Here is a 15,968-nt window from a genome sequence, read left to right as displayed (position 1 = left end):
CGCATGCCTCCTAAGTCAGCTGGCAAGAAGGTTCGCCGCAAGGAGAAGAAGAACGTTGCTGCGGGCGAAGCCCACATCAAGAGCACGTTCAACAACACGCACGTCACGATCACGGACCCCACGGGCGCTGTGATCTCCTGGGCCTCCGGCGGAACCGTCGGCTTCAAGGGCTCGCGCAAGTCGACGCCGTTCGCCGCCGGCATGGCCGCGGAGTCGGCCGGTCGTCAGGCGATGGAGCACGGGATGAAGAAGGTCGACGTCTTCGTGAAGGGCCCCGGTTCGGGCCGCGAGACGGCGATCCGGTCGCTGAGCGGAGTCGGCCTCGAGGTCGGCACCATCTCCGACGTGACCCCCAGCCCCCACAACGGCTGCCGTCCCCCCAAGCACCGTCGTCTCTGACGCTGCTGCCTTGAATCTTTCCTAGGAGTTATCAACCATGGCCCGTTACACCGGACCTCTCACCAAGAAGTCGCGCCGTCTCGGCATCGACCTCGTTGGTGGTGACGCTGCATTCGAAAAGCGTCCTTACCCTCCCGGCCAGCACGGCCGCGCGCGTGTCAAGGAGTCGGAGTACCGCAACCAGCTGCTCGAGAAGCAGAAGGCGCGTTACACCTACGGAGTGCTGGAGAAGCAGTTCCGCAAGTACTACGAGCTCGCCTCGCGTCGTCCCGGCAAGACCGGTGACAACCTGCTGCAGATCCTCGAGTCGCGCCTCGACAACGTGGTCTACCGTGCCGGCTTCGCCCGCACGCGTCGTCACGCCCGTCAGCTGGTCAACCACGGTCACTTCATCGTGAACGGCGTCAAGACCGACATCCCGTCGTTCCAGGTGAGCAAGCACGACATCATCGATGTCAAGCCCAAGTCGCTGGAGACCACGCCCTTCATCGTGGCGCGTGAGACCTTCGACAAGGACACGGTTCCCGGCTGGATGGACGTCGCGCCCGAGCGTGGACGCATCCTGGTCCACCAGCAGCCCGTCCGCGAGCAGATCACGGTTCCGATCCAGGAACAGCTGATCGTGGAGTTCTACTCCAAGATCTGATCCCACCCTGCTCTGGCTGCCAGAGCGCTACCCGGACCTTCATATAGAGGTCGGTCCGGAAAGGAAGAACACCATGCTGATCGCCCAGCGCCCCGCCCTGTCCGAAGAGGTCGTCGACGAGTTCCGTTCGCGGTTCGTCATCGAGCCCCTCGAGCCCGGCTTCGGCTACACCCTCGGCAACTCGCTGCGTCGCACGCTGCTGTCGTCGATCCCGGGTGCGGCTGTCACCTCGATCAAGATCGACGGTGTGCTCCACGAGTTCTCGACCGTCCCCGGTGTCACCGAGGACGTCACCGAGATCATCTTGAACCTCAAGGGCCTTGTCGTCTCCTCGGAGAACGACGAGCCCGTCGTGATGTACCTCCGCAAGGAGGGCGCCGGTGACGTGACCGCCGCCGACATCCAGCCCCCGGCTGGTGTCGAGGTCCACAACCCCGACCTGCACATCGCGACGCTGAACGCCAAGGGCAAGCTCGAGATCGAGCTCGTCGTGGAGCGTGGCCGCGGCTACGTCTCGGCGGTGCAGAACAAGTCCGGCGACGAGGAGATCGGGCGCATGCCCGTCGACTCGATCTACTCGCCGGTGCTGAAGGTGACCTACAAGGTGGAGGCCACCCGCGTCGAGCAGCGCACCGACTTCGACAAGCTCGTCATCGACGTCGAGACCAAGAAGTCGATCCTTCCGCGTGACGCGATCGCGTCGGCCGGTTCGACCCTGGTCGAGCTGTTCGGCCTGGCGCGTGAGCTCAACGTCGAGGCCGAGGGCATCGACATCGGTCCGAGCCCGGTCGACGAGCAGCTCGCTGCCGACCTGGCCCTGCCGATCGAGGACCTCAACTTCACGGTCCGGTCGTACAACTGCCTCAAGCGCGAGGGCGTCCACACCGTGGGCGAGCTCATCACGCGTTCGGAGCAGGACCTGCTCGACATCCGCAACTTCGGTTCGAAGTCGATCGACGAGGTCAAGGCCAAGCTCGCCGAGATGGGTCTCGCGCTCAAGGACAGCCCGGCTGGTTTCGACCCGTCCGCGGCCATCGATGCATACGACGACGATGCCAGCTTCGCCGAGGACGAGCAGTACTGAGTACTGCTCGACCCGGCTCCTGCCCGAATTGATTCTGGAGACAAACCATGCCCACCCCCACCAAGGGCCCCCGCCTCGGCGGTAGCCCGGCGCACCAGCGCCTGATCCTCGCCAACCTCGCGCAGAACCTGTTCGAGCACGGCAAGATCACGACGACCGAGGCCAAGGCGCGCCGTCTGCGTCCCTACGCCGAGTCGCTGATCACCAAGGCCAAGACCGACACGGTGGCCAACCGCCGCCAGGTCGTCAAGGTCATCCGCGACAAGAGCATCCTGCACACGCTGTTCACCGAGATCGGTCCCGCCATGGCGACCCGTCCCGGCGGATACACGCGGATTACGAAGATCGCGCCGCGCAAGGGCGACAACGCCCCCATGGCCGTCATCGAGATCGTGGAGGAGAAGGCCTTCGGTGCGCAGAACCGCACGCCGAAGAAGGCTGCTGCCCCCGCGGCTGCCGCTCCTGCCGAGGACGCTCCCGTCGTCGAGGAGCAGGACGCTCCGTCCGATGACCTCGGTACCGACGTCGACGTCGTCGAGGCGACCGAGGACGCCGCTGCTGCGGCCGAGACGGTCGAGACCTCGACCGACGCTCCGGCGCAGGACGACGCCAAGTAGACACAGCAACACCAGCAACGCCCGCCACCTCCAGGTGGCGGGCGTTGTCATGTCCGGGGCGTGCTGCGCGAGCCCGGCTAGGGCCGCCGCACCTCCAGGATCCGGAATCCCTGCTCGCTGCCCACCCGTTCGGTGGGCCAGCCCTGCGCCACGAGCCAGCGCTGCAACGAGTCGGCACCGAGGTTCTTGCCCACCACCAGGCGGGCGACGCCGGTGGGGGACAGCCGGGGCAGCCATCGCAGCAGCAGGTCGTGCAGCGCCTGCTTGCCGATGCGGATCGGCGGATTGGACCAGATCTCGTCGACGACCAGGTCGTCCGGGACGTCATCGGGCAGCGCCGTGTGGACCGTGACCCCGAGCCGGTCGGCGTTGAGCCGGGTCAGCTCGAGGGCACGCTCGTTGACGTCCACGGCCCACACCGTCGCGCCGGTCGTGGCGACCGCGCACGCGATCGGGCCCCATCCGCAGCCGAGGTCGAGCACGACGCCGGCGGTCGGGGCTGCGTAGTGCCGCAGCAGCACGGCAGTGGCCTTGTCGAGGCCGTCGTGGCTGAAGACGCCACCGGAGGTCGTGAAGACCATCTCCCGGCCCCACACGACCGCTGTGACGTCCTTGCGCCGGTCCTCGCTCGCGGGTGACCCGTCGAAGTAGTGCTCTGCCACGGCTCCAGTCTCCCAGTGGGCACAATCGGTTGCCCCGCGGGCATCGACATCTCGGCACGGCCGGGGGAGTATCCCAGAAAGGCCGGCAACGAGGCCGGCCCCGACGATGGGGGACACCATGCGACACCTGACACGACGGCTCATCGCGCTCGGCGCGGTCACGACACTGGGAACCGGCGGTATCGTCGCGGTCCTCGGCACGGCGGAGGCGGCACCGACGTCCTCGGCAGTGCTGAGCTCCAGGCTGGCACTGGGCCTGTCCTCCAACGGCAGGAACCTCACGATCTTCGAGCTCAAGACCGCCAAGCGCACCAAGGCGCTCGGCCAGGCCAAGGGACTGGTCGGCGACGCCCGGCTCGTCGGGATCGACCAGCGTCCCGCCAACCGCACGTTCTACGGCGTGGGCAACCAGGGCGGCGTGTATCGCATCAACGCCGGCAACGGGCAGGTCACCAAGGTCTCGCAGCTCAGCGTGGCGCTCCAGGGAACCCACTTCGGCGTCGACTTCAACCCTGCGGCCGATCGCCTGCGCGTCGTCAGCGACACGGGACAGAACCTGCGCCACGACGTCACGCAGGCGACAGCGACCACCGCCGTGGACGCTCCTCTTGCGTACGACGGCACGACGGCCACGGGCGTGAGCGCAGCGGCGTACACGAACAACGACAACGATCCACGTACGGGTTCGGCCCTGTTCGACCTCGACACGACCCGCGACCAGGTCGTGCAGCAGGTGCCGGCGAACTCCGGCGCCCTCAACGTCACCGGGCCGTTCGGGCCGCGTCAGGGTCCCATCGCGGGCTTCGACATCGTCAGCACGCTCGCAGGCGACCGAGCGGCCAGCAACACCGGCTACGCGTCCCTGCGCCCGACGAGCGGGGGACTCGCGACGCTGTACCGGGTCGATCTGCTGAGTGGACGATTCACGAAGGTCGCGAAGTTCAACAAGGACATCGCCGACATCGCGCTCCCGCAGCCCTGACCATGGCCGCGTCGCCGCTCAGGGTCGCTGCTTGCGCAGCCTCGCCGGAGCGGCGATGTGCCACGCGTCCGCGATGAGCTCGGCCAGCTCGTCGCGGTCGGCGCGGTCGAGATCGACCAGGACGTAGTTTGACCGGTCGTAGTGGGGAAGCGTGTAGTACGCCGGATCGGGACCGGCGACCAGCGCCTCCTTGTCGGCGGCCGAGCACTTCACGGCCAGGCCGCCGTCGTCCTCGGTGCGCAGGCGCGCCATGAGCTTGCCGGCCACCTTGAGCGACGGGGTGCCCCACGTCGTCGCCTCGGCGACCTCGGGCAGCCCGGTGGCCATGGCCACGACATCGTCCCAGGTGACAGTCATCGGGTCAGTGTGCCATCGAGCAGACCGCTCAGGCATCCCTCCTGCGCCGCGACTGCAGCGCGCGGGCGGCCAGCCCGGAGTCGTCGGGGTAGACGACCTCCTCCAGGACGAGCCCGTGGGCCGGCATGACCCTGACCCGGGTGTCACGGGCGGCCGCGGCCAGGACCTCACCGGACCAGTCGGCCGGGAAGCGACCCTCGCCGACCGCCACCAGGGCCCCCATCAGGGCGCGCACCATGGAGTGGCAGAACGCATCGGCGCGGACGGTCGTCTCGATCAGGTCGCCGGTCCGCTCGGCCCGCAGCTCCAGCAGGGTGCGGATCGTGGTGGCGCCCTCGCGCTTCTTGCAGAACGCGGCGAAGTCGTGCTCGCCCAGCAGGTGGGTCGCAGCCGCATTCATGGCGTCCACGTCCAGCCGGTGGCGCCACCGGACCACGGCGTGCCGCGCGAGGGGGTCCGGGCCGGGCGGGGCGTCGCAGATCCGGTAGACGTACCGCCGCTCGAGCGCGGCGAACCGGGCGTCGAAGCCCTCCGGGGCGACCGTCAGCGCCCGCAGGGCGATGTCATCGGGCAGGAGGCGCCGTAGGCGGCGCTGGAGCGCATCCGGGTCGACCCCGTCCAGATCCACGTGCGCGACCTGACCGCGCGCGTGGACGCCGGCGTCGGTGCGTCCGGCGCAGGTCAGCTGGGGCGCTGGGTCGAGGCGCAGGATCGTGCCGAGCGCCGACTCCACCTCGCCCTGGACGGTCCGCAGGCCCGGTTGGGTCGCCCAGCCGCGAAAGTTCGTGCCGTCGTAGGAGAGATCGAGTCGCAGCCGCACGAGCCCACGCTATCGCTGTGTCACCTTCGTGACAGGAGGGACGTGCGGGTCTACGGTGTGCTGATCGACGAAGGTGGCCCGTGATGCGTAGATTCCTGGTGGCCGTGATGACCGCTTCTCTCCTGATCGCGCTGCCCGGTGCTGCGGACGCGGCCGCGAAACGGTTCACCGTGACCCTCAAGGCCAAGCCGTGGCCGACCTTCCCCGTCCTGACCTGCGAGGGCCGCCCCACCGGCGACCTGCTGCGGCTGACCGGGACGGTGTCGCCGGTCCGACCCGGCAAGCAGGTCAGGGTCTACAAGCGGCTCGATGGCGGCAGGTGGCAGATCGAGGGGTACGCGCGGGTGCGCTCCTCCGGCCGGTTCACGTTCATCGACCGGCCCACGACCATCGTCGACCGCTCCTACAAGGTCCGGATGCCCACGACTGGCTCCTACCGCTTCGCCTACAGCGACCCCGTCCGCATCCTGACCTACCAGGACTCCTGCCCCGACTAGCCACAACGGGCCCGCTGGGGCCGCCTCCCGCTTGCGGTCGCGCGAGTGGTGCACAAGTGAGGTTCTGAGACGGCGGGTCGTCCGGATCTGCGCCACTCGCAGCCAGGTTTGCGCCACTCGGAGCGACGACAAAGCCCCTGACCCGGTGGGTCAGGGGCTCGGTCGGGCGGTGTGGCCTAGGACTCGTTGGCCCAGCGCTCCGCGGCGGGCACGAACTCCAGCCGGCGGTCACCGGTGTAGATCTGCTTGGGGCGAGCGATCTTCTGCTCCTTGTCGTCCACCAGCTCCGACCACTGTGCGAGCCAGCCGGGCGTGCGGCCGATCGCGAACAGCACCGTGAACATCTCCGGCGGGAACTGCAGCGCCTCGTAGATCAGGCCCGAGTAGAAGTCCACGTTGGGGTAGAGCTTGCGCTTGACGAAGTACTCGTCCTCGAGCGCGATCTTCTCCAGCTCCTGCGCGATCTCGAGCAGCGGGTTGACACCCGTGACCTCGAAGACGTCGTCGCAGGCCTTCTTGATGATCGTGGCGCGCGGGTCGTAGTTCTTGTAGACGCGGTGACCGAAGCCCATGAGCTTCTCGTCGCCGTTCTTGACGCCCTCGATGAACGCCGGGATGTTCTCCTTGCTGCCGATGCGCTTGAGCATCTTCAGCACCGCTTCGTTGGCGCCGCCGTGCAGCGGGCCGTAGAGGGCGGCGATGCCGGCGCTGACCGCGGAGTACGGGTCGACCTGGCTGGAGCCGACCGAGCGCACCGCATTGGTCGAGCAGTTCTGCTCGTGATCGGCGTGCAGGATCAGCAGGACGTCCAGGGCCTTGGCCAGGCGCGGGTCCGGGTCGTACTTGGGCTCGGACATCTTGAACAGCATCGAGAGGAAGTTCTCGGTGTACGACAGGTCGTTGTCGGGGTAGACGTACGGCTTGCCCTGGGCGTGGCGGAACGACCAGGCGCCGAGCGTCGGCATCTTGGCGATCATGCGCACGACCTGCTCGTGGCGGACCGCCGGATCGGAGATGTTGCGCGCCTCCGGGTAGAACGTCGACAGCGCACCCACGCTCGACAGCAGCATGCCCATGGGGTGTGCGTCGTAGCGGAAGCCCTGCATCAGCGACTTGACGTTCTCGTGCACGAACGTGTGGAACGTGATCTCGTGCACCCACTGGTCGTGCTGCTCCTTGGTGGGCAGCTCGCCGTGGATCAGCAGGTAGGCGACCTCGAGGAACGTGGACTTCTCGGCCAGCTGCTCGATGGGGTAGCCGCGGTACTCCAGGATTCCCTTGTCACCGTCGATGAAGGTGACGGAGCTCCGGGTGGACGCGGTGTTGGTGAAGCCGGGGTCATAGACCGCCAGACCGGGCTCGTCCTCGGTCTTTCCGATCTTGCCGAGGTCTCCGGCGCGAATCGTGCCGTCGGTGATCGGGAGCTCGTACTCCTCGCCCGTACGGTTGTCGCGAACTGTCAGCGTGTGGTTCTCGGTCACGATGGGTCTCCTGTGACGTGGCAAAAGGGCGCGGCTGTGATGGTGCCGATCCGGTACTCAACCTAGACGTGAGGCACGCCTCACCGCTGGCCGGGGGTCGGATGACCCCTCGTTTTGACCTTCGATGCCGGTGCCGGTTAACCTAGTGTGTCGTTGTTGCCCGTGGCTATGCCTGGGCACCGACCACCAGAGTTGGATCTTTCAGAACCGTACCCATCAAGAACGAGAAGGTCACGCCGTGCGCACGTTCAGCCCCAAGCCGTCTGACATCACCCGTCAGTGGCACGTCATCGACGCCGAGGACATCGTCCTGGGCCGTCTCGCCGTCCAGGCTGCGACGCTCCTTCGCGGGAAGCACAAGCCGACCTATGCACCTCACGTGGACGGCGGCGACTTCGTCATCATCGTCAACGCCGAGAAGGTGGCCCTGTCCGGCAACAAGCGCCGCGACAAGCTCGCCTACCGCCACAGCGGTTACCCGGGTGGACTCAAGTCCATCGCCTACGGTGACCTGCTCGACAAGGACGCCCGCAAGGCGATCGAGAAGTCGGTGCGCGGCATGCTTCCCAAGAACCGTCTGGGCGATCAGCTGATCACCAAGCTCAAGGTGTACTCGGGCCCCGAGCACCCGCACACCGCTCAGAAGCCCCAGCCCTTCGAGATCACGCAGATCTCCCAGTAGTCCCTCTCCCCCGTAAAGAAGGCAAGCGCATTCATGGCTGAGACCGCCACCACCGAAGAGACCGAGTTCCAGACCAACACGGAGGGTGTTGCATACACCTCCGAGACGGCTGGTTCGTCCGAGACCTCCAGCAAGCCGGCGACCATCGCTCCGGGTGCTGCGACCGGCCGCCGCAAGGAGGCCATCGCCCGAGTCCGCATCGTGCCCGGCACCGGCGTGTGGACCGTCAACGGCAAGCCGCTGGAGGAGTACCTCCCCAACAAGCTGCACCAGCAGATTGCCAAGGAGGCGTTCGCCGAGACCGGTCTGCAGGACCGTTTCGACGTCATCGCTCGCGTCACCGGTGGCGGCATGACCGGCCAGGCCGGCGCGCTGCGCCTGGGCGTGGCCCGCTCGCTGAACCAGATCGACGAAGAGGCCAACCGCCCGGTCCTGAAGAAGGCCGGACTCCTGACGCGCGACTCGCGCATCAAGGAGCGCAAGAAGGCTGGTCTCAAGAAGGCACGTAAGGCGCCGCAGTACAGCAAGCGCTGATCGTTCGTGGGCCGGATCTTTGGCACCGATGGCGTTCGCGGAGTCGCGAATCGTGATCTGACCGCCGAGCTCGCCGTCGACCTCGCGGTCGCCGCGGCCCACATCCTGGGCGAGGTCGGTGCATTCGCCGACCAGCGTCCCACAGCAGTCGTGGCCCGCGATCCCCGCGCCTCCGGAGAGTTTCTGGAGGCCGCGGTGGTCGCGGGTCTTGCGTCTGCCGGGGTCGACGTGCACCGCCTGGGCGTGGTCCCGACACCGGGTGCGGCATTCCTGACCTCGCACCTCGCGGCCGACATGGGCGTCATGATCTCCGCGAGCCACAACCCGATGCCCGACAACGGCATCAAGTTCTTGGCCCGCGGCGGTCTGAAGCTCGACGACGATCTCGAGCTGCTGATCGAGCAGCGCCTCGAGGAGCCGTGGGAGCGCCCGGTGGGTGCAGATGTGGGCCGCATCGGCGACAGCCAGCCTGGCGTCGCCGCCTACGTCGACCACCTGGTGAAGTCCACACCGTGCCGCCTGGACGGCCTGAAGATCGTCCTGGACTGCGCCAACGGCGCGGCCTTCAAGGTCGGTCCGCAGGTGTTCGAGCAGCTCGGTGCCACGGTGATCGCGATCCACGCCGAGCCCGACGGGCTCAACATCAACCACAACTGCGGCTCGACCCACCTGGACGACCTGCAGAAGGCCGTCGTCCTGCACAGAGCCGATGCGGGCTTCGCCTTCGACGGTGACGCCGATCGCTGCCTGGCCGTCGACGAGTCCGGCGCCGTCGTCGACGGCGACCACATCCTGGCGATCCTGGCGCTCGCAGCCCGGGACGCCGGGCGGCTGACCGATGACACCGTCGTCGCGACGGTGATGAGCAACCTGGGCTTCGTGCACGCGCTCCAGGCGGCGGGCATCTCGGTGATCCAGACCGCCGTGGGGGACCGCTACGTCCTGGAGGCGATGCGGGCGGGCGGCTTCAACATGGGCGGCGAGCAGTCCGGCCACGTCATCATGGGCGACTACGCCACGACCGGCGACGGCGTGCTCACCGCCGCGCACCTGGCCGCGCGTCTGCGCGAGTCCGGGTCGACGCTGTCCGAGCTCGCCGCGGTCATGACGCGCCTGCCACAGGTGTTGGTCAACGTGCCCGGTGTCGACAAGCGGCGCGCCCACACCGACCCGACGCTGCAGGGAGAGGTCGCGATCGCCACCTCCCGGCTCGGCGACTCCGGCCGGGTGCTGCTGCGCCCATCGGGCACCGAGCCGCTGGTGCGCGTCATGGTCGAGGCCGCGACGCACGAGGAGGCCACCGAGGTGGCCGAGCACCTCGCGGACGTGGTGGCCCGCACCCTCCGCAGCTGACCGCCCCGCCCGAACCGCGAGTGGCGCAGATCGGACTTTCTGAGACGGCGTGTCGTCGCAGAGTGCGCCACTCGGGGTGCGATCTGCGCCACTCGGGGTGCCTAGGGTGGAGGTCATGACCATCACCGTCGTCAACGTGGCCGATCAGAGCAGCTTCGACGAGCTCTACGACGTCTACGGGCGGTCGCTCACGCGGCCCTTCGACGATCGCTGGCTGGCGATCGAGAAGCGGGTCAACCTGACCGACGACGCGTACGGGACGAAGGTCGCCGTGGTGGCCCGGGACGGCGACGGCCTCGCGATCGGCGGCGGGTGGGTCACCCTGCCGCTGCAGGACAACACGGACGTCGCGTTCGTCGATGTGTTCACCGTGCCGGAGCGCCGTCGGGAAGCCATCGGCTCGCGAATGCTCGACGAGCTGGTGGGCATCGCGCGGGCGCACGGCCGTACGAAGGCCTTCGCGATGCCCGTCTGGGCCGTGGACGCCGATGGCGACGCCGGACGCTGGTTCGCCGAGGCCAGGGGGTTCGAGCTGGACTTCATGGATGCCGTCCGCGAGTTGCGGCTACCGGCCGACCTGCCGCCCCTGGCGGTCGCGCCCGGCTACACGTTGGAGACCTGGCGTGGTCCGTGCCCCGATGAGTGGGTGGACGAGTACGCCGACCTGCGCCGGATCATGAACTCGGAGGCGCCCAGCGGCGACGCGGGGCTCGAGAACGAGCACTGGGACGTTGCGCGCGTCCGCAAGGACGAGGCGGACCTGGTGCGCGTCGGTCGCCAGATGCAGATCGTTGTCGCCCGCGCTCCCGACAACGAGCTCGCCGGACACACGCAGCTGGCCTTCCCTGCTGATGGCACGGAGGTCTATCAGTGGGACACCCTCGTGCGTCCGGCAGACCGCGGGCACGGTCTCGGACTGGCGCTGAAGATCCGCGCGATGCAGGTCTCGGGCGACCTCCTGGCGGGCCGGCGCCGCGTCACGACCTACAACGCGGCGACCAACACGCACATGATCGCGGTCAACGAGAAGCTCGGGTTCCGGCAGACGGCGTGGGCCGGCGAGTACATCCTGCCCATCTGACCAGTGGCGCAAAAGCACCCCCGAGTGGCGCATTCCGTCGAGAATCGCCGTCTCAAAATGCCCAAACTGCGCCACTCGCGGGAACGCGCCGCGCTCAGATCTTGCGGAGCCGCACCCACTCGACGGTGTGGTCGGGCCCCTTGCGCAGCACCAGGGAGGCGCGTCCGCGGGTCGTCGCGATGTTCTCCTTGAGGTTGGGCCAGTTGATCGTGTCCCACAGCTCGCTCGCGCGCGCGATCGCCTGCTCGTCGGTGAATGCGCTGTACCGGTGGAAGTATGAGTGCGGGTCGGCGAAGGCCGTCCTGCGCAGCGCGAGGAACCGGTCGATGTACCAGCGGCGCAGATCCTTGCCGGACGCGTCGACGTAGATCGAGAAGTCGAAGAAGTCGCTGACCGCCAGTCCCGGCGACCCGTCGCCGCGCGGACGGGCCGGCGCGAGGACGTTGAGCCCCTCGACGATCACGATGTCGGGCTCCTTGATGGTGACGACCTCATCGGTGCGGTCGTAGGTGAGGTGGGAGTAGACCGGCGCCGTCACGACCTCGACGCCGGACTTGACCTCCATCACGAAGCGCAGCAGGGCCTTGCGGTCGTACGACTCGGGAAAGCCCTTGCGGTCCAGCAGCCCGCGCCGCTCGAGCTCAGCGTTGGGGAACAAGAACCCGTCGGTCGTGACCAGCTCGACGACCGGGTGGTCGGGCGACTGGGCCAGCAGCTCGCGCAGCAGCCGCGCGGTGGTCGACTTGCCGACGGCGACCGAGCCGGCGATGCCGATCACGAAGGGGGTGCGCCGTGACTGGGGCGCGTGCAGGAACTCCTCGGTGGCCTCGTACAGCGCCGCGGCCAACCGGACCCGCATGCTGATCAGCTGGGTCATGGGCAGGTAGACCTGGCGGACCTCCTCGAGGTCCAGCTCGTCGCCGATGCCGCGGACCCGCTCGACCTCGGCCGGCCGCAACGGCTGCGGCGCATCGCCGGCGAGCTTGGCCCACGCGGACCGCTCGAGCTCGACATAAGGGGAGTGCTCGCGCGACATGTCCCCATTGTCACGTCACGGCCGTCCGCGTGGTGCAACTGGGCCCGGAAGAGTGTCCGCGTCCACGAGTGTCGCCAGTCACGCCGCTACTCTGGACGCATGTGTGGAATTGTCGGATACGTCGGTCAGCGGTCCGCCCTCGACGTCGTCATGGGGGGCCTCCGCCGGCTCGAGTACCGCGGATACGACTCCGGGGGCGTGGCGCTCGTCGGTGACGGGACGATCCTGTCGGCCAAGAAGGCCGGCAAGCTGAAGAACCTGGACGCCGAGCTGGCGATCCACCCGCTGCCGCTCTCCCACACCGGCATCGGCCACACCCGCTGGGCGACGCACGGCGCACCCAACGACGTCAACGCCCACCCCCACCTCGACGCCGCCAGCCGGGTGGCCGTCGTGCACAACGGGATCATCGAGAACTTCGCCTCCCTGCGCGCCGAGCTCGAGGCGTCCGGGCACGAGCTCCTGTCTGAGACCGACACCGAGGTCGTCGCCCATCTGCTGCACGACGAGCTCGAGCGCACGCCCGACCTGTCCGACGCCGTGCGCGCCGTGTGCCGCCGGCTCGAGGGCGCGTTCACGCTGGTGATCTGCGATGCCGCCCAGCCCGATGTGGTCGTCGGCGCTCGGCGCAACTCCCCGCTCGTGGTGGGACGAGGCGACGGCGAGAACTTCCTCGGCTCGGACGTCGCGGCGTTCATCGAGTACACGCGCAATGCGGTCGAGCTCGGCCAGGACCAGGTCGTCACCATCACCCCCGACGAGATCGTCGTCACGGACTTCTTCGGCCAGCCCGCCGACACCAACGAGTACCACGTCGACTGGGACGTCTCGGCGGCCGAGAAGGGCGGCTACGAGTGGTTCATGCTCAAGGAGATCGCCGAGCAGCCGCGGGCCGTGGCCGACACGTTGCTGGGTCGCCACTCGATCGACGGGCACCTGCAGCTGGACGAGATGCGCCTGTCCGACGATGAGCTGCGCGATGTCGACAAGGTCATCATCGTTGCCGCTGGCACCTCCTACTACGCCGGCATGACCGCCAAGTACGCGATCGAGCACTGGACCCGCATCCACTGCGAGGTCGAGCTGGCATCGGAGTTCCGCTACCGGGACCCGATCCTGGACCGCAGCACGCTGGTCGTCACGATCAGCCAGTCCGGCGAGACGATGGACACGCTGATGGCCATCCGGTACGCCCGCCAGCAGCGCGCCCGGGTGCTGTCGATCTGCAACACCAACGGCTCGACCATCCCGCGCGAGTCCGATGCGGTCATCTACACGCACGCCGGACCCGAGGTCGCGGTCGCCTCGACCAAGGGGTTCCTCGCGCAGGTCGTGGCCTGCTACCTCCTGGCGCTGTACATGGCCCAGGTCAAGGGCGTGAAGTACGGCGACGAGATCGCCAGCCTCATCGCGGAGCTCGAGAAGACCCCCGCCGGCATCCAGCGGATGCTTGACGAGGGCGACCAGGTGCGCAAGCTCGCCGCCCAGCTGGCCGGATCGCGGTCGATCCTGTTCCTGGGCCGCCACGTCGGTTATCCGGTGGCGCTGGAGGGCGCGCTCAAGCTCAAGGAGCTGGCCTACATCCACGCGGAGGGATTCGCCGCCGGCGAGCTCAAGCACGGGCCGATCGCACTGATCGAGGAAGGCGTGCCGGTCTTCATCGTGGTGCCACCCAAGGCGCGGGACCAGCTCCAGGAGAAGATCGTCAGCAACATCCAGGAGATCCGTGCCCGCGGTGCCCGCACGATCGTGCTCGCCGAGGACGGCGACATGGACGTCGTCCCGTTCGCCGACCACCTGATCCGACTGCCCAAGGTGCCGACGCTGCTGCAGCCGCTCGTGGCCACGGTCCCGCTGCAGATCTTCGCGTGCGAGCTGGCCAGCCAGCTGGGCCACGACGTCGACCAGCCCCGCAACCTGGCCAAGTCGGTCACGGTCGAGTAGTCGTGGCGATTCTGGGCATCGGCGTCGATGTCGTGGACCTCGCCCGGTTCACGACCTCGCTGGAACGCACCCCGAGCCTTCGGACCCGCCTGTTCACCCCGGCCGAGGCCGATCTCGCGGTGGAGTCACTGGCCGGACGCTTCGCGGCCAAGGAGGCGTTCGTCAAGGCGCTGCGCGCGCCGGCCGGCATGTCGTGGCAGGACATCGAGATCATCGCCACCCCGCAGGGAGCGCCCGAGTTCCACCTGCACGGAGCAGCGTTCGACCGGTGCGCCGAGCTGGGTGTCGTCACCGCGCACCTGTCGATCTCGCACGACGTGTCCGTCGCGACGGCTTTCGTGGTGGCCGAGTGCTGACCGCGCACGCCGTCGACGACATCCGCACGGCCGAGCAGGCCCTGGCCGCCGGTCTCCCCGATGGAGAGCTCATGCGCCGGGCCGCCCGAGGGCTGGCCGATGCGCTCGACGACATCCCGGCCGGTGAGGTGCTGCTGGCGCTGATCGGACCGGGCAACAACGGCGGGGACGCGCTGTACGCGGCGGTGCACCTGCTCGACCGCGGTGTGCGGGTCGACCTGTGTCTGCTGGATCCGTCCACGGTCCACGCGGACGGGCTCGCTGCCGCCCTGGCGGCCGGCGCGCAGGTCGTCGAGCGTCCGGGGCAGCAGCGCCACTGCCTGGATGCCGTGTTCGGCATCGGCGCCCGCCCCGGGCTGACCGGACGGGCCGCCGAGTGGGTCGAGTGGATCGCCGCCACCGGCCCGCGGACCGTGGCGGTGGACGTGCCGTCCGGCGTCGACGTGGACGGCGCGACGTTGCCCTCCACCCACGTGACCGCCGATGCGACCGTGACGTTCGGGACCTACAAGACGGCCCTGCTGGTCGGACCGGCGGCCGGGGCGGCCGGTCGTGGCGCGGCGGCGATCCCCGACCTCGTCGACATCGGCCTCGCCCCGCACCTGCCGGCGCCGCACATCGAGGCGATCGAGGCGTCCGACGGCCACCTGCTGGCCGAGATCTTCGACTGGCTGCGCGCCCCCACCAGCCACAAGTACTCCCGTGGCGTCCTCGGCATCGCCGCCGGCTCCACGCAGTACGCCGGTGCTGCGCACCTGTGCGTCGCCGGCGCCCAGGCGGGCATGGCCGGCATGGTGCGCTTCGTGGGGGAGGCCGAGCTGGCCCGGCGAGTGGTCGACCGGGCACCCGAGGTCGTCGCCGGCCGCGGACGCGTGCAGGCCTGGGTCGTGGGCCCGGGCGGCGGCGACGACGCCGCGGCGCAGCTGGCCGCAGCGCTGGACGACGGTGTGCCGGTCGTGGTCGACGCGAGCGCCCTGCAGCACGTGCCCGACTCCTTCGACGTCCCGGCGCTGCTGACGCCGCACGCCGGCGAGCTGGCCCAGATGCTGGGGGTGCAGCGTGAGACGGTCGAGGCCGATCCGCTGGGCCATGTCACCGAGGCGGCGCGACGGTGGGGGGTCACGGTGCTGCTCAAGGGGGCGCGCACGCTGATCGCCACCCCCGGCCGGGTGACCCGGGTGAACCTGACCGGTTCGCCGTGGCTCGGCACCGCCGGCTCAGGTGATGTCCTGGCCGGGCTGGCCGGTTCGCTGCTCGCCTCCGGCGCGGATCCGCACGACGCCGGCTCGCTGGCCGCCTTCCTGCACGGCGCTGCGAGCATCCGCGCCAACCGGGGCGGTCCCGTCACGGCATCGGCCGTCGCCGCGGCGCTGCCCGGCACGGTGGCCGCCTTCCACGACGGCCACCTCGACGACGTCCGCGACTGGAGAAGCTGAA

The 15,968-nt window shown here is 68.9% G+C and carries 18 protein-coding genes; 13 read left to right on the top strand and 5 right to left on the bottom strand.

The genetic code is table 11. The features are described from left to right. Positions 1-3: 3 nt before the first annotated feature. From rpsK to rplQ, 4 genes are all read left to right on the top strand, one after another. Entirely contained in the window at positions 4-399 is a 396-nt protein-coding gene (gene rpsK, locus NQV15_RS14975) for a 30S ribosomal protein S11 (protein WP_056606241.1), read from the top strand. A gap of 37 nt (positions 400-436) precedes the next feature. Further along, positions 437-1,045, top strand: a complete 609-nt coding sequence (gene rpsD / locus NQV15_RS14970) for a 30S ribosomal protein S4 (protein ID WP_232400814.1) — start codon at positions 437-439, stop codon at positions 1,043-1,045. A 73-nt stretch (positions 1,046-1,118) separates the two neighbouring features. Then, positions 1,119-2,129, top strand: coding sequence for a DNA-directed RNA polymerase subunit alpha (locus NQV15_RS14965; protein ID WP_232400816.1), 1,011 nt, complete (start codon positions 1,119-1,121; stop codon positions 2,127-2,129). A 47-nt stretch (positions 2,130-2,176) separates the two neighbouring features. Then, positions 2,177-2,746 (top strand): 50S ribosomal protein L17, encoded by a 570-nt coding sequence (gene rplQ / locus NQV15_RS14960; RefSeq protein ID WP_232400818.1) that lies wholly within the window; start codon positions 2,177-2,179, stop codon positions 2,744-2,746. Positions 2,747-2,823: 77 nt separating this feature from the next. On the opposite strand, the gene NQV15_RS14955 is transcribed toward rplQ, so the two are convergent. Further along, complete coding sequence (locus tag NQV15_RS14955; protein ID WP_232400820.1) at positions 2,824-3,408, bottom strand: class I SAM-dependent methyltransferase; 585 nt, start codon at positions 3,406-3,408, stop codon at positions 2,824-2,826. A 118-nt stretch (positions 3,409-3,526) separates the two neighbouring features. On the opposite strand from NQV15_RS14955, the gene NQV15_RS14950 reads away from it, so the two are divergent. After that, positions 3,527-4,390, top strand: a complete 864-nt coding sequence (locus NQV15_RS14950; RefSeq protein WP_232400832.1) for a DUF4394 domain-containing protein — start codon at positions 3,527-3,529, stop codon at positions 4,388-4,390. Positions 4,391-4,408: 18 nt separating this feature from the next. On the opposite strand, the gene NQV15_RS14945 is transcribed toward NQV15_RS14950, so the two are convergent. Beyond that, complete coding sequence (locus NQV15_RS14945; protein WP_232400834.1) at positions 4,409-4,747, bottom strand: MmcQ/YjbR family DNA-binding protein; 339 nt, start codon at positions 4,745-4,747, stop codon at positions 4,409-4,411. Between the two features lie 28 nt (positions 4,748-4,775). Then, positions 4,776-5,567, bottom strand: a complete 792-nt coding sequence (gene truA / locus NQV15_RS14940) for a tRNA pseudouridine(38-40) synthase TruA (RefSeq protein WP_232400845.1) — start codon at positions 5,565-5,567, stop codon at positions 4,776-4,778. A gap of 107 nt (positions 5,568-5,674) precedes the next feature. On the opposite strand from truA, the gene NQV15_RS14935 reads away from it, so the two are divergent. Next, positions 5,675-6,064, top strand: a complete 390-nt coding sequence (locus NQV15_RS14935) for a hypothetical protein (RefSeq protein ID WP_232400847.1) — start codon at positions 5,675-5,677, stop codon at positions 6,062-6,064. A 176-nt stretch (positions 6,065-6,240) separates the two neighbouring features. On the opposite strand, the gene NQV15_RS14930 is transcribed toward NQV15_RS14935, so the two are convergent. Continuing rightward, positions 6,241-7,545, bottom strand: a complete 1,305-nt coding sequence (locus tag NQV15_RS14930; protein ID WP_232400855.1) for a citrate synthase — start codon at positions 7,543-7,545, stop codon at positions 6,241-6,243. Between the two features lie 238 nt (positions 7,546-7,783). Between NQV15_RS14930 and rplM the strand changes: the two genes are divergently transcribed. The 4 genes from rplM (at position 7,784) to NQV15_RS14910 (ending at position 11,195) form a co-directional block, all read left to right on the top strand. Continuing rightward, a complete protein-coding gene (gene rplM / locus NQV15_RS14925) occupies positions 7,784-8,227 on the top strand; it encodes a 50S ribosomal protein L13 (RefSeq protein WP_108579662.1) in 444 nt (147 codons plus the stop codon). Between the two features lie 33 nt (positions 8,228-8,260). Continuing rightward, a complete protein-coding gene (gene rpsI, locus NQV15_RS14920; RefSeq protein ID WP_232400856.1) occupies positions 8,261-8,761 on the top strand; it encodes a 30S ribosomal protein S9 in 501 nt (166 codons plus the stop codon). Between the two features lie 6 nt (positions 8,762-8,767). Further along, on the top strand, positions 8,768-10,114 hold the full coding sequence (gene glmM / locus NQV15_RS14915; RefSeq protein ID WP_232400866.1) for a phosphoglucosamine mutase: 1,347 nt from the start codon (positions 8,768-8,770) through the stop codon (positions 10,112-10,114). A gap of 115 nt (positions 10,115-10,229) precedes the next feature. Further along, the gene (locus tag NQV15_RS14910) at positions 10,230-11,195 is read left to right on the top strand and encodes a GNAT family N-acetyltransferase (protein ID WP_232400868.1); all 966 of its coding nucleotides are present in this window, start codon (positions 10,230-10,232) and stop codon (positions 11,193-11,195) included. Positions 11,196-11,289: 94 nt separating this feature from the next. Here the strand turns inward: NQV15_RS14910 and coaA are convergent, their stop codons facing one another. Then, a complete protein-coding gene (gene coaA / locus NQV15_RS14905) occupies positions 11,290-12,231 on the bottom strand; it encodes a type I pantothenate kinase (RefSeq protein ID WP_232400869.1) in 942 nt (313 codons plus the stop codon). Positions 12,232-12,330: 99 nt separating this feature from the next. Between coaA and glmS the strand changes: the two genes are divergently transcribed. From glmS to NQV15_RS14890, 3 genes are read left to right on the top strand one after another with little or no spacing between them, the layout of a single operon-like run. Beyond that, positions 12,331-14,175 (top strand): glutamine--fructose-6-phosphate transaminase (isomerizing), encoded by a 1,845-nt coding sequence (glmS, locus tag NQV15_RS14900; RefSeq protein ID WP_232400872.1) that lies wholly within the window; start codon positions 12,331-12,333, stop codon positions 14,173-14,175. 2 nt (positions 14,176-14,177) lie between these two features. After that, positions 14,178-14,531, top strand: a complete 354-nt coding sequence (locus NQV15_RS14895) for a holo-ACP synthase (RefSeq protein WP_232400874.1) — start codon at positions 14,178-14,180, stop codon at positions 14,529-14,531. Then, positions 14,525-15,967, top strand: a complete 1,443-nt coding sequence (locus NQV15_RS14890) for a bifunctional ADP-dependent NAD(P)H-hydrate dehydratase/NAD(P)H-hydrate epimerase (protein WP_232400876.1) — start codon at positions 14,525-14,527, stop codon at positions 15,965-15,967. The genes NQV15_RS14895 and NQV15_RS14890 overlap by 7 nt, the downstream gene beginning before the upstream one ends. The last annotated feature ends 1 nt before the right edge of the window (position 15,968 follow it).

It is taken from the genome of Aeromicrobium wangtongii (assembly GCF_024584515.1).
GTDB classification, from domain to species: Bacteria; Actinomycetota; Actinomycetes; order Propionibacteriales; family Nocardioidaceae; genus Aeromicrobium; species Aeromicrobium wangtongii.
This window is presented reverse-complemented; position numbering and strand designations above follow the sequence as displayed.

What these genes read in the sequence shown, in the direction of transcription:
- NQV15_RS14935 (WP_232400847.1), top strand. Translation starts at nt 5,675, where the DNA reads ATGACCGCTTCTCTCCTGATCGCGCTGCCCGGTGCTGCGGACGCGGCC.
- NQV15_RS14965 (WP_232400816.1), top strand. Translation starts at nt 1,119, where the DNA reads ATGCTGATCGCCCAGCGCCCCGCCCTGTCCGAAGAGGTCGTCGACGAG.
- NQV15_RS14945 (WP_232400834.1), bottom strand. Translation starts at nt 4,747, where the DNA reads ATGACTGTCACCTGGGACGATGTCGTGGCCATGGCCACCGGGCTGCCC.
- rpsK (WP_056606241.1), top strand. Translation starts at nt 4, where the DNA reads ATGCCTCCTAAGTCAGCTGGCAAGAAGGTTCGCCGCAAGGAGAAGAAG.
- rplQ (WP_232400818.1), top strand. Translation starts at nt 2,177, where the DNA reads ATGCCCACCCCCACCAAGGGCCCCCGCCTCGGCGGTAGCCCGGCGCAC.
- glmS (WP_232400872.1), top strand. Translation starts at nt 12,331, where the DNA reads ATGTGTGGAATTGTCGGATACGTCGGTCAGCGGTCCGCCCTCGACGTC.
- rpsD (WP_232400814.1), top strand. Translation starts at nt 437, where the DNA reads ATGGCCCGTTACACCGGACCTCTCACCAAGAAGTCGCGCCGTCTCGGC.
- NQV15_RS14950 (WP_232400832.1), top strand. Translation starts at nt 3,527, where the DNA reads ATGCGACACCTGACACGACGGCTCATCGCGCTCGGCGCGGTCACGACA.
- NQV15_RS14910 (WP_232400868.1), top strand. Translation starts at nt 10,230, where the DNA reads ATGACCATCACCGTCGTCAACGTGGCCGATCAGAGCAGCTTCGACGAG.
- rpsI (WP_232400856.1), top strand. Translation starts at nt 8,261, where the DNA reads ATGGCTGAGACCGCCACCACCGAAGAGACCGAGTTCCAGACCAACACG.
- coaA (WP_232400869.1), bottom strand. Translation starts at nt 12,231, where the DNA reads ATGTCGCGCGAGCACTCCCCTTATGTCGAGCTCGAGCGGTCCGCGTGG.